Annotated in this window: 12 protein-coding genes; 3 read left to right on the top strand and 9 right to left on the bottom strand. The window is 72.8% G+C overall.

Going from position 1 to position 12,056, the window contains the following annotated elements; translation table 11 throughout:
- Positions 1–82: 82 nt before the first annotated feature.
- The 5 genes from ACTMTB_RS17655 to ACTMTB_RS17675 all read right to left on the bottom strand — a co-directional run bounded on the left by ACTMTB_RS17655 (position 83) and on the right by ACTMTB_RS17675 (position 4,762).
- A complete protein-coding gene (locus ACTMTB_RS17655) occupies positions 83–1,159 on the bottom strand; it encodes a hypothetical protein (protein ID WP_441146949.1) in 1,077 nt (358 codons plus the stop codon).
- A gap of 74 nt (positions 1,160–1,233) precedes the next feature.
- Positions 1,234–1,884 (bottom strand): response regulator transcription factor, encoded by a 651-nt coding sequence (locus tag ACTMTB_RS17660; RefSeq protein ID WP_441146951.1) that lies wholly within the window; start codon positions 1,882–1,884, stop codon positions 1,234–1,236.
- Entirely contained in the window at positions 1,881–3,182 is a 1,302-nt protein-coding gene (locus ACTMTB_RS17665; RefSeq protein WP_441146953.1) for a sensor histidine kinase, read from the bottom strand. The genes ACTMTB_RS17660 and ACTMTB_RS17665 overlap by 4 nt, the downstream gene beginning before the upstream one ends.
- Positions 3,183–3,290: 108 nt before the next feature.
- Positions 3,291–3,788, bottom strand: a complete 498-nt coding sequence (locus tag ACTMTB_RS17670; RefSeq protein WP_154939220.1) for a hemerythrin domain-containing protein — start codon at positions 3,786–3,788, stop codon at positions 3,291–3,293.
- A 5-nt stretch (positions 3,789–3,793) separates the two neighbouring features.
- Complete coding sequence (locus tag ACTMTB_RS17675) at positions 3,794–4,762, bottom strand: aldo/keto reductase (RefSeq protein WP_441146955.1); 969 nt, start codon at positions 4,760–4,762, stop codon at positions 3,794–3,796.
- 67 nt (positions 4,763–4,829) lie between these two features.
- Here ACTMTB_RS17675 and mgrA point away from each other — a divergent pair, with 67 nt between their 5' ends.
- Positions 4,830–5,819, top strand: coding sequence for an L-glyceraldehyde 3-phosphate reductase (gene mgrA / locus ACTMTB_RS17680; RefSeq protein WP_441146957.1), 990 nt, complete (start codon positions 4,830–4,832; stop codon positions 5,817–5,819).
- 65 nt (positions 5,820–5,884) lie between these two features.
- Here the strand turns inward: mgrA and ACTMTB_RS17685 are convergent, their stop codons facing one another.
- Both ACTMTB_RS17685 and ACTMTB_RS17690 read right to left on the bottom strand, forming a co-directional pair.
- Positions 5,885–6,805, bottom strand: a complete 921-nt coding sequence (locus tag ACTMTB_RS17685) for a lytic polysaccharide monooxygenase auxiliary activity family 9 protein (RefSeq protein ID WP_441146959.1) — start codon at positions 6,803–6,805, stop codon at positions 5,885–5,887.
- Positions 6,806–6,887: 82 nt separating this feature from the next.
- Positions 6,888–7,382, bottom strand: a complete 495-nt coding sequence (locus tag ACTMTB_RS17690; protein ID WP_441146961.1) for an N-acetyltransferase family protein — start codon at positions 7,380–7,382, stop codon at positions 6,888–6,890.
- 139 nt (positions 7,383–7,521) lie between these two features.
- Between ACTMTB_RS17690 and ACTMTB_RS17695 the strand changes: the two genes are divergently transcribed.
- Positions 7,522–8,667, top strand: a complete 1,146-nt coding sequence (locus ACTMTB_RS17695; protein WP_441146963.1) for a CapA family protein — start codon at positions 7,522–7,524, stop codon at positions 8,665–8,667.
- 186 nt (positions 8,668–8,853) lie between these two features.
- Positions 8,854–9,315 carry a hypothetical protein gene (locus ACTMTB_RS17700; protein ID WP_441146965.1) on the top strand — a complete coding sequence of 154 codons (462 nt, stop codon included), beginning with the start codon at positions 8,854–8,856 and terminating at the stop codon, positions 9,313–9,315.
- A gap of 136 nt (positions 9,316–9,451) precedes the next feature.
- On the opposite strand, the gene ACTMTB_RS17705 is transcribed toward ACTMTB_RS17700, so the two are convergent.
- Entirely contained in the window at positions 9,452–10,681 is a 1,230-nt protein-coding gene (locus ACTMTB_RS17705; RefSeq protein WP_441146967.1) for a low temperature requirement protein A, read from the bottom strand.
- Between the two features lie 409 nt (positions 10,682–11,090).
- On the bottom strand, positions 11,091–11,510 hold the full coding sequence (locus ACTMTB_RS17710; RefSeq protein ID WP_441146969.1) for a DUF2267 domain-containing protein: 420 nt from the start codon (positions 11,508–11,510) through the stop codon (positions 11,091–11,093).
- Positions 11,511–12,056 lie beyond the last annotated feature (546 nt).

The following is a 12,056-nucleotide window of genomic DNA, read 5'->3' on the forward strand; positions in this document are numbered from 1 at the left end:
AAAACGAGGGTGCCCCGTCGATCGACGGGGCACCCTGCTCCCCCCGTGTCCGGAGCCGGCGGCGGGGCGCCGGCCCGCGACGTCAGCCGCGACCGCAGCGGGCGCAGCCGCCCCGGCGGCGCAGGTGGTACGCGTATGTGGCGGCGCCGAGCGCGGCGCCCCAGAACGGCCAGAGCAGCATCGGCGCGCTGGCCATGGTGAAGCCGCCGCCGAGCCGCCAGAACTCGGGCGTGGTGACCAGGCCGAGAGTGGCCGCGGTGACCGCGAGCGCGACCAGGGTGGCCGGGACGACCGCGAGCTTCACCGGCACCGGCCGGCCGGCCAGACCGACCATCCAGCGCGGGAACCGCTCGCCCCAGCTCTGCACCAGCCCGAGGGTGAGGACCGCGCCCACGGTGGCGAAGGCGCCCAGCCCGGCGCCGGCCCAGACCTGTCCGGTCTCCCGCATGTCGTCCAGCAGCTCCGGGGAGATGCCGAGCGGGATGCCGGCCGCCCAGGCGAACCGGGTCAGCGCGTACGCGAAGGGGATGGCCGCGGCGGTCCCGGCGGCCCAGCGTCCCCAGCGGGCGGCGGCCGCCCGGGTGGTCCAGCCCCGGTCGGCACTGCCCCGACCGCAGGCCAAGCAGGCGTCGGCGGTCCGCCGCTGCCAGACCAGCAGCGCCCCGGCCAGCAGCACTCCGCCCGCCATGGCGGCCACCTTGACGCCGAGCGACCAGGTGAAGACGTCGGCGTAGTCGACCGGCGGCCAGCCGAACGGGGCGCCGAGGATCAGCATCGGCGCGTAGCCGAGGATCACCAGCACCCGCGCGTCGGGCACCACCACGGCCAGGACGAAGGCGACCGTCCAGCCGTAGCCGAGCAGCAGTGCGCGCAGCGGGCCGGCGGTACGGGCGCCCTGGCTGCTCATCGCGAGGGCGGCGACCGCGGCGGCCAGCAGCGTCCCGGCGAAGAGCGGCGGCGCGACATCGACGGGAACCAGCCGGAGCAGGTTCGCCCCGCCGCCGTCCTGGTCGTTCGCGCCGAACGGGTAGCCGGCGCCAGTCAGCGTGCAGAGCAGGGCGAGTACGCCCCAGAGGCCGAGCCAGCCGGCGGCCAGCGGGGCGAGCCGGTCGGGCCGGCGGGAGGCCGGACGGTGGGTGGGAACATCGGTCGTCGTCATGCTCTCAGCCTCGGCGGCGGCGCCGCCACCGCCCTCCCGAGCGGTGACGAACCCGCTCCCCCGGCCGAGGGGGATCAGCCGGTGGGAACGACGAAACCCGACTCGTAGGCGGCGATCACGGCCTGGGTACGGTCCCGCACCCCGAGCTTGGCCAGCACGTTGCCGACGTGCGTCTTGACCGTCTCCACCCCGACCACGAGCTGCCCGGCGATCTCGGTGTTGGACAACCCGGTGGTCATCAGCCGCAACACCTCCGCCTCCCGCTCGGTCAGCCGGGCCGCGCGCAGCCGGTCCCCGCCCGAGGACCCGTACGCCCCGGCGAGGCGGCGGATCGCGGCCGGGAAGAGCAGCGAGTCGCCGGCGGCGACCGCCCGGACGGCGGCGACCACCTCCGCCGGGCGGGCCCGCTTGAGCAGGAAGCCGCTCGCGCCGGCGCGCAGCGCCTCGTAGACGTACTCGTCGTTCTCGAAGGTGGTGACCACGAGGACGCGGGGCGGGTCGGCGGAGGCGGCCAGCAGCAGCCGGGTCGCCTGGATGCCGTCGATGGCGGGCATCCGCACGTCCATCAGCACCACCCGGGGCCGCAGGCGCGCGACCAGCGGGGGCACCTCGGCGCCGTCGGCGGCCTCGCCCACCACCCGCAGGTCCGGCTGGGCGTCGATGATCGCCCGCAGCCCGACCCGGATCAGCTCGTCGTCGTCGACGATCAGCACGTCCGTGCTCACCGCGCCTCCCCCCTCGGCACCGGCAGCCGCACCCGGACCCGCCAGTGACCATTCTCCGGGCCGGCGGTGATCCGCCCGCCGAGCAGCAGCACCCGTTCCCGCATCCCGTCCAGGCCCCGGCCGCCGCGTCCCGGCCGCGCCGCGCCGCCCAGCAGGTTCTCCAGCTCGATCTCCAACCACCGCCGGCCCGGCGCGTCCGGCGCCGCGCGAGGTGCGGGCACCGGGGCCTCCCCGGGTACGTCCACCCGCAGGCGCACCGGGCCGCGGCCGTACCGGGCGGCGTTGGTCAGCCCCTCCTGCACGATCCGGTAGCCCTCCCGGGACACCGCCGGGGGCAGCTCCGCCAGCTCCCCGTCGACCCGCGCCTCGACCCGCAGCCCGGCCGCCCGGGTGTCCGCGACGAGCCGGTCGAGCTGGACCAGGGTCCGCTGCGGGGCGGTGTTGGCCGGGGCACGGGCGGCGCCCTCGGTCTCCCGGAGCAGGCCCAGCACGTGGTCCAGGTCGTCCATCGCGTGCCGGCTGGTCTCCTCGATCGCGGCGAGCGCCCGGCGGGCGAACTCCGGGTCGCCGTCGAGGAGCTGACGGGCCGCGCCGGCCTGGAGGGTGGCCACCGTCAGCGCGTGGCCCACCGAGTCGTGCAGTTCCCGGGCCAGCCGGTTGCGCTCGGCGAGCCGGGCCGCCCGCGCCGCCAGGGCGGCGAGCTGCTCGGCCGCCGAGGGGCCGAGCAGCGCCGGGGCCATCGAGGCGGCGAGCGTGCCCAGCCCGGCGACCGCGTAACCGAGGCCGAGCAGCATCAGCACCCCGGTGAGGGTGAGCCAGCCGGTGTCCCGCCCGTCAAGCGGCCCCCAGCTCTCCTGGGCGACCAGCTGGGTGCCGACGCCGAACTGCTGGGCGATGAACGACAGCGCCATCGGCAGGGCGCTGATCAGCGCGAACATCACCGTTCCGCCGACGGTCATGTGCAGGGCGATCCAGAGCGCGGCGCGCAGCCGGGTCTCCCGGTCGGCCGGGTGCCCGGCGGCGGGCTCCGGCAGCGGCACGCCGAGCAGGGCGCGGGCGGCGGCGATCTCCAGCGTTCGGCTGCCGTCGAGGAAGAACGGCACCGCGCCGATGACGGCGGCGACCACCATCAGCGCGAAGACCAGCAGCCGGGGCACCTCGCCGCGGGTGAGGAGCTGGACGAAGGTGCCGGCCAGCAGCGCGTACGGCAGGGCCAGCACCCCGCCGAGCAGGAGGAAGACGCCACGGCGACAGGTGCTCGCACGGACGAGCGGCGCGATCAGCGCCCGGGGAGTCACCGGGCCATTCTCCCGCCCCGCCACGCCAGGCCGACTCCCCCGTGTCGGGGATTCCGGCGCCGCCTCGTCGCCCCCGGGGTCACCGGGCGCGGCGGTCTCCCGTCCGCCTCAGCGGTGCTCCTGCACGTACTTCTGCGGGTCCTTGTCGTCGAAGGTCAGGTTGCGGCCGTTCTTGTGCTCGCCGTAGAAGGTCAGCCAGCGGGCGCCCAGCTCGGCGCGGAGTTCGACGCTGGCGTGCCGGCGGAAGTCCGGCAGCGCCCCGTCCTCCTCCTCCGCGAGGTGCTCGCTGTTCTCCCGGCGGGCCTTCCACACCGCCGCCCACCACTCGTCGGAGCCCACCGGGTGCAGCTTCGACTCGGCGATTGCGTCGCGGATCTCGTTGTGGTCGCCGATGGCGTCGGTGGTCTCGTCCTCGCCGTCGTCGCCGTGCCGCACCAGGTGCGGATAGAGGATCGCCTCCTCCGCCTCGGCGTGGATGTCCAGGTGCAGGGCGAGCGCCTCCCAGACGGCGAGCAGTTCGGTCTCGTCGCGGGCGTCGTCGAGCCGGGCGAAGCCGCGCCGGAAGGCGGCGTGGTCGTCCAGGATCAGCGCGGTGATGTCGTCCATGATGCTCACTTCCCCAGTCGGGCGCGGATCAGCCTCGGCACCGCCGCCAGGCCGGTGACCGGCCGGAACTGCCGGGCGGCGGTGGCCAGGGCGGCGTACTCGTCGGCGCCGAGGTCGATCTCGGCGGCGGCCGCGTTGCGCTCCATCTGCTCCACACCGGACGCGCCGGGGATGGCCACCACGTTCGGGTGGTGCAGCAGATAGGCCAACGCGATCTGGCTGGGGGTGGCGTCGTGCGCGTCGGCCACCTCGCGCAGCGTCGCGATCAGGGCGGTGCCGCGTTCCAGGTTCTCCGGCAGGAAGTACGGGTTGGCCCGGCGCACCGCCCCGCTCGGTGGGTGCTTCGCGTCGTACCGCCCGGAGAGGAAGCCCTGCGCGAGCGGGCTGTACGCGATGACGATCCGGCCGGCCTGCTCCGCGTACGGGATCAGGTCCTCCGCCGGGCCCCGGTCGATCATGCTGTAGCGGACCTGGTTGCTCAGCACCCGCCGGCCCAGCGCGGCCTCGGCGAACCGCCAGCGGCGCAGGCTGTAGTTGCTGACGCCGACCTCGGCGACCAGGCCGACGTCCTGCAACGCGCGCATGCCGCGCATGGTGGTGGTGTCGGCGACCACCGGGTTGGGCTGGTGCACCTGGTAGAGGTCGATGCCCTGCACGCCGAGGCGGGCGGCCGAGGCGACCGCCCGCTGCTGCACCACCGGGGCGACCGGCAGGACCGGGAAGATCTTGCTGGCCACCACGACCTTCTCCCGGTCGCCGCCGAGGGCGGCCCCGAGGATCCGCTCGCTGCGGCCGAAGCCGTACACCTCGGCGGTGTCGAAGAGGGTGACCCCCAGGTCGAGCGCCCGCCGCACGATGTCCGCCGCCCGGCGCTCGTAGTCGGGGCCGTAACCCCACTCCTTCGAGCCGAACTGCCAGGTACCGAGACCGATCTTGGAAATCGGCTTGGGCGTGTCGAGCGGGACGAAGCGCATGGGCTCGAAGCTACCCCCGCACACCGGGACGGCACGCCCGTTCTCCGACGCCGATAGGGTCGGCGTCGTGACCTACCTCGCCGCTGATCAGCGTTACGACTCGATGACCTACCGACGGACCGGACGCAGCGGGCTGCGGCTGCCCGCCGTCTCGCTCGGCCTGTGGCACAACTTCGGGCCGGACCGGCCCTTCGAGCGGCAGCGGGACATCGTCCGACGTGCGTTCGACCTCGGGGTCACCCACTTCGACCTGGCCAACAACTACGGCCCGCCGCCCGGCGCGGCGGAGGAGGCCTTCGGCCGGCTGCTGGCGACCGACCTCAAGCCCTACCGGGACGAGCTGGTGGTCTCCACCAAGGCCGGCTACCTGATGTGGCCCGGCCCGTACGGCGAGTGGGGCTCCCGCAAGTACCTGGTCTCCTCACTGGACCAGTCGCTGCGCCGGATGGGGCTGGAGTACGTCGACATCTTCTACTCGCACCGGTTCGACCCGGACACTCCGCTGGAGGAGACGATGGGCGCGCTCGACGCCGTCGTCCGCTCCGGCAAGGCGCTCTACGTCGGCATCTCCAACTACGACTCGGAGCAGACCGCCCGGGCCGCGGCGATCCTGCGTGACCTGGGCACGCCGCTGCTGATCAACCAGCCGTCGTACTCGATGTTGAACCGGTGGACCGAGGACGACGGCCTGCTCGACACCCTGGCGGAGGCTGGCGCGGGCTGCATCGCGTACAGCCCGCTGGCCCAGGGCCTGCTCACCGACCGCTACCTCGCCGGCATCCCCGAGGACTCGCGGGTGCGCACCAGCGTCTTCCTCAACGAGAGCGACCTGACCGAGGAGAAGCTGGCCACCATCCGCGGCCTGGGCCGGGTGGCCGAGCGGCGGGGGCAGACCCTCGCCCAGCTCGCCCTCGCCTGGGCGCTGCGCGACCCACGGATGACCAGCCTGATCATCGGCGCGAGCAGCGTGGCCCAGTTGGAGGGGAACGTCGCCGCAGTGGAGAACCTCGACTTCACCGCCGAGGAGCTGGCCGAGATCGACGGCCTGCTCGGCTGAGCCGCCGAGGCGTCCCGGCCGCCGCCCACCTCACGTGGCGCGGCCGGGGCGCTGCGGCGCCGGGGTCACCAGATGCGGCGGCGGCCGGCGCGGTGGTTGCGCACCTCGCAGGCGCGGCCGGGCGGAACGGTGCCGGCGCGGCGCAGCCGCATCGCGACCATCGCGGCGAGCAGCACGGTGACCGCCGCCGCCGCGCCGACCACCAGCCGGAGGCTGTCACCGCCGAGGCGGGTCACCGACGCCACGGGTACGCCCGGATCGCCCGCCACCGGCGCCGCGGTCAACCCGGGCACCGCGGTGCTGGCGGCGCGCGGCGCGACGGCCGGGCCGGCCGGGCTGGCCGCTGCGGTGGGCGTGGCCCCGCCCGGCTTCCGGAACACCACGTCGGAGCAGGAGTAGTAACTGTCCGGGGTGTCGGAGTTCTGCCACACGGTGTAGATCAGGTGCCGCCCGGTCAGCCCGGCCGGCAGCCGGCCCGCCAGCTGGTACGACCCGTTGCGCAGCGGCGGGTCGGTCATCGTCAAGAACGGGCGCGGCGAGAGGTCCGCCCAGGTCAGCCGGCTCTGCGGGTCGTAGCCGGGGCGCGTGGCGTAGAGCCGGAACGTGCCCTTGTGCGGGATGGTCCCCCGGTAGCGGAAGGTGAACTTCGCCCCGGCGGTCAGCTCCGTCGCCGGCCAGTCGGTGCGCGGCAGGTCCAACCCCCGGTACGCCGACAGCCCGCCGCTGCACAGCTCCCCGTCCGGGATCCGTTCCCGGTCCTTGCCGTTGACGCCGAAGACCCGGATGTTGTCCCACTCGCGTACCGCCGCTCCGGCCCGGACGGCGGCCCGGCAGGCCGGCGTCGCGGCGTGCGGGCCTTCCGGGCCGCAGGCCGCGGACCGGCTCAGCGGGCTGGTGGGTGCGCCGTGCGCGGCGGCGGGGGTCGCGGTCGGCAGGACGCTCGCGGCGACGGCCGCGAGGACGGCGAGCACTCGGCGTACGGTCATGATGGACCTCCCGAGCACTGGTACGGGCGGGAGCCGCCAAAGGTTCGACCGGCGCCCCGGGGGCCGGGCGACCTGGCGACCGCTAGGCCACGAGGATCTTGGCCATGATGTGCTCCCGACGCACGCCGTCGGGCATGAGGTCGCCCAGCTCACCCGTGTCACGGAAGCCGTTGCGCTGGTAGAGCGCCCAGGCGTTCCGGTTGCCCGCCACCACGGACAGGCGCAGTGTCTCCGCGCCCACCAGCCGAGCCCACTGCTCGACCGCCCGGACGAGGTGGTCGCCCACGCTCCGGCCACGTCCCACCGGCGCCACATACATCGAGATCAGCTCGACGACGCCGTCCTGACCGGTCGGCACCCCGCTGGCCATCCCGACGGGCTGCCCGTCGAGCATCGCGATGATGTTGTACGAGCCGGGGATGGCCAGCCGAGCGCGCCACCGTTCCGCACGGTCGCCCTCGCCCTGCCAGTCCGCCAGCTGGGAACCGAACGCATACGCCGCCTCCGCCAGCGCGGCGAGCCGCAGCTCCCGCCACATCTTCCAGTCGCCCTCGCTGAGCACCCGCGTCTCGATCATGCGGGGAGGATGCCGTGGGTGCGGGGACCAAGCAACCCGGTATCCGGTGACGCGGTGTGCCGACCGGCCCTGTCGGCCGGCGGCCACCTCGGTCAGCGGCGGTGCGGCATCATCCGCCGCTGATCGGGAAGAGCCGGGCGTGCGCCTCACCGTCATCCGCATGCTGCTCGTCACCGCGCTGGTGGCCTCGCCTCCCGCGGCCGGGGCAGCCCGTGAAGAGACGATCCGCGACCGGTTGGCCGGCACCTCCACGTCGGTGGCCCCGGCGGCGGCTCGGCAGGTCACCATCCTGGGCTCCGGCGACATCCTGGTGCACCCACCCACCTGGCAGCAGGCCGGCGCCGACGCGGTCAAGGCCGGTCGGCCCGGTTACGACTTCGACCCGATGTTCGCCCCCATCCGGCCCGCGGTCGAGTCCGCCGACCTGGCCATCTGCCACCTCGAAGCGCCCATGGGTCCCGGTGCGCCGGCGGACTTTCCCCGGTTCCGCGCCCCCACCGACCTGGGACCGGCCATCAGGACCGCCGGCTACGACACCTGTTCGACGGCCAGCAACCACTCCTTCGACCAGGGCGAGCAGGGCGTCTACGCCAACCTCGACGCGCTCGACGCCGCCGGGCTGAAGCACACCGGCACCTTCCGCAGCAGCGCGGCACAGGCCACCCCCACCATCTACCAGGTGAAGGGCGTCAAGATCGGCCACCTGTCCTGGGCTGCGCACTTCAACGGCCAGCCGCGGCCACCGGACAAACCGTGGCTGGCCAACCGCATCGACGTGCCCGCCATCAGGAAGGCCGCCGCAGCGACCCGCAGGGCGGGCGCGCAGATCATCGTCCTGTCCGCCCACTGGGGCACCGAGATGGAACACATCCCCGACGGGAACCAGCTGCGCTGGGCCAACGAGTTGATCGCCGACCCGGACATCGACCTGATCATCGGACATCACGCCCACGTCGTGCAGCCCTTCGAGAAGGTCGGCGGCAAGTGGATCGCCTACGGTGTGGGCAACACCCTCGCCCGGCACGACTTTCCCAAGGACGCCAACCGCGAAGGCGTCCTGGCCAAGTTCACCTTCACCGAACAGGCCGACCGTCGATGGACCGTCACGCGGGCGGAGGCGATCCCCATCTGGCTCTCCCTGAAGCCCACCATCCGGGTCCTCGACCTCGCCCGGCTCCCGGCCGCCGACCGGCGGCGTGAGACGTACCGGGCCGCCATGGACCGGATCAGCGGCTACCTCGACGCCCGCGGGGGCATCAACGACGGCCTGCACATCGCCGGGTGACCCCTGCTGGGAAGCCCCGGTCGGTAGGCCGGGCCGGTGCCCGCCGTAGGGAGAGTTTGGGTGCCGGGGGTGGGGGAAGACACGGGCGCCGAGCGGGCCGGTCGGCTCGACCCGGCTGGAGCGGCCCGTCCCGTCAGCGGCACCGTCGGTGCGGGCCTCGGCAGGACACCCCGAGGAGGAGCGACGATGGCCGACGCTCGACGGAGCACGACCGGGGCCACCGCCAGGCCCACCAGCGCCCGGAAGGCCACCGGGGCCAGCAAGGCCCCGATGAACCGCAGGGCGGCGGCGAAGAAGGTCGCGACCGCCACGAAGCGGGCCACCGGGGCGAGCGTGGCCAAGAGCCCGGGTGAGAAGCCCACCCCGACGACGGCGCGGGTGGCCCGGAAGAAGGCGACCTCCGCGACGGCCGCCCCGACCCGCACCCCGACCGCCAAGGCGGCCGCCGCCAAGAAGGCGCCCGCCGCCAAGAAGGCAGCCCCCGCCATGAAGGCGCCCGGGACGAGGGCGGCGACGAAGAAGTCGCCGGCGAAGAAGGCCGCGGCTGCCCGCGCGCGGACGACCACGGCCACCCGGGCGCCGGCGAAGAAAGCCACCACCATGGAGTCCTTCGGCAACCGGCGCACGGCCCGCAAGACCAACCGCTGACGGTCCCGCCGGTCCCGGTAGTGCCGGGGCGGAACCGCCTCGGCCACGTCTGGGCGCCGGGCCAGCTAGCTGGTGGACGGGTCGGCACGCAGGTAGGTGAGTGAGTGCCGCCGGTAGACGGCAACGACCCGCGCTTTCAGGCACGTTGCTGTCGGCTTGACCCGGGTGGCGACGGTGCCTCACCTGGGTGTCTTCGCTCGCGGATCGTGTCCCACGCCGCGATCCCGGCCAGCACGGTGGCCGCGGTGCTGGTGGCGATCAGCGGCGGCCGGCGGACCATCACCGGCACCAGAGCGGCAAGCGTGAGAAGTCCGATGACCCGGGACGGGGACACCCGGGCGAACACCTCGTACTCCAGCCGGGACCGCCCGGCCAGGAACAGCGCGGGCCCACCCAGGATGACCGCGAGCCACAGCGGATCCTCGTGTAGGACCGGATGGTGGATGACCAGTGCGTGGCCGACGCCGGTGGCGAGGATGCCGGTCACGATGGCCAGGTGGGTCTGGAACGCGGACCGACCGAGGCGGGCTGGGCTGGGGATGGCCTCGATGGCGTCGGGCAAAACCGCCCCAGCGCGGTGGAAGTAGATTCGCCACATCAGCATCGTGGTGGCGAAGGACACGACGCTCGGCACCACCCGGTCGGGGGTGAACTGCTCGGCGAACGTCAGTCCCGTGAGCAGGATCGTCTCGCCGAGGGCGATGACGATGAACTGCTGATAACGCTCGGCGAGGTGCTCGCCGGCGCCCTTCCAGACTTCGATACGGGAGCGGCCAAGTCCCGGAACGGGCCAGGCGATTACGAGTCCCGTGTAGTCCAGCGCCAACGCCAGCGTCCACAGGACCCCGCGCGCGGGACTCTGCGGGAAGAGAACCGCCCCGGCGATCCAGGGTACGGCGGATACCGCTGCCCAGCAGAGTGCCCGCGCGGGGGTGTGCCGTTCACGGTGGTACCGGCCGAGCAGGAGGACGAGGGGCTTGCCGAGTTGGATGGCGACGTAGGTGACCGCGAAGACCACGCCTCGATCGCCGAACGCAAAGGGCAGCGTAACCGCCATGATCATGACGCCGAACATGACCAAGACGAGCGCGAGCCGGATCGCCCGTTTTCGCGGATCCGCGGCGCTGGTCACGATCGCCGCGCGGACCCAGGTCAACCAGAGGGCCAGCAGCAACAACGCGGTCTGACCGAGTTCTGGCAGAACGACCCGCCGCTGTGTGGTGAAGTCCACGATCAGCCGCTCCGAGATCCGGGTGAGCGCGAAGACAAAGACCAGGTCGAGAAGGAGTTCCGCCTCGCGGCCACGGAGCAGACCACGCAAGCCACCGACCGTCATCTTCCGCCCGTTTCCGCGCGCCTCGCGCACTATTGATGCAGTCGTACCACGCCGGTCAGAGCCTCCGACGCGGATAGGCGGAACCCTGCGCGGCTGACCGATCCGCTGCTACACCCTCTCGGCGGGTCTTGCTCGGGTACTTTCGCCGCCAGGAACGACGAAGGGCGCCCGTCATCTCTGACGAACGCCCTGGTCTCAAGGGTGGAGCCGAGGGGACTCGAACCACCTGACCCCCACACTGCCAGGGGGATCTCCCGAACTCTCCTGACCTGGAGTGGCGCTGACCTGCGGCCAGCCATCCACTCTCTCCGTCAGTCCCCGTCAATCCCCCGACATGACCTGTCGACCTGGCACAGATCTGGCACGTCCTACGGGTCGCGGGGCGATCATGTGGCTGTGGCCTGCCACAACACTTAGTCGGAGCTGGGGCAATCCTCCGCTATGCGCCGCGCGGCCTGACCTCGACCCCCGCGCCGGCCTGAATGATCTCCCAGAACTCCTTCGGGAGCTGCGAAACCAGGTCCTCCAACTCGTCCTTGCTCACAGCCTCACCGATGGTGCTGAGCACGGCTCGCATACCTGCGTCGGCCATCGGCACATCGACCCCGGCGCGTCTCGCCACCCGCTCGACAAACTGGTTCAGCGCGAACGGCTCGGCGTTCTGCGACCCGATAGCGGTGGTGGTCTTGTGCAGATGCTGCCGTAGCTCTCTCGGAAGCTGCCCGGCGATGTTGCTCGCCTGACCGGCGGTGACCCGGTCGGTCAACGTTTCCAAAGTCGCGCGGCTGAGGGCTTCGGCCTTCTCTGTCGGCACCCCGGCACGCCTTGCCACAACCTCTACGAATTCGGCGTAATTCACCTTAAAACCTCCTGTCCGACCAGGCCATCGTCTACCCGCGCCCCTCACGGTGAAACGGCCTCCCTCGACCTGGTCCCGGTCCTCGGGGTCACCCTGAAGCTGTGGATTGCCGGCAAGGCGGTCGCCTGCGGCACCGTGCGCAGCTCGCGAACCCTGCCGGGCTGCTCTGAGCCTCCAGCGGTCGGATCGGTTGCTCTACTTCGGTGCTGTACGCCGCTCCATGGACGCAGCGGTGACCTCTTCATCCCGAACGCGGGTTCGGGACATCCTTCGATGTCCTCTGATGCCGTTCTGCCCTGCACAGCGGGCCTTCCTTGCCGACCTGTGTCGTCTGATGCCGGTCGTTGCTGTTGCTCTCGCTGCCTCCTGGCTGCCTCAGCTCGCTGCCCTCTTACTAGGCGTTGACCTGTCGGCGGCCTGGACCTGGTCTTCGTCGACGACGCGCTCGTGCCTGCGGCGCCTGTTGGCCACGGGGCTCGCGTCGGTGGCCCCAGGTAGTTTGCCGAGAGTGAGTATGTGGATCTACTTTCGAGGGCTCGAATCCTC

The sequence above is a fragment of the Micromonospora sp. L32 genome (assembly GCF_052068055.1).
In the GTDB taxonomy this organism is placed as follows: domain Bacteria; phylum Actinomycetota; class Actinomycetes; order Mycobacteriales; family Micromonosporaceae; genus Micromonospora; species Micromonospora purpureochromogenes.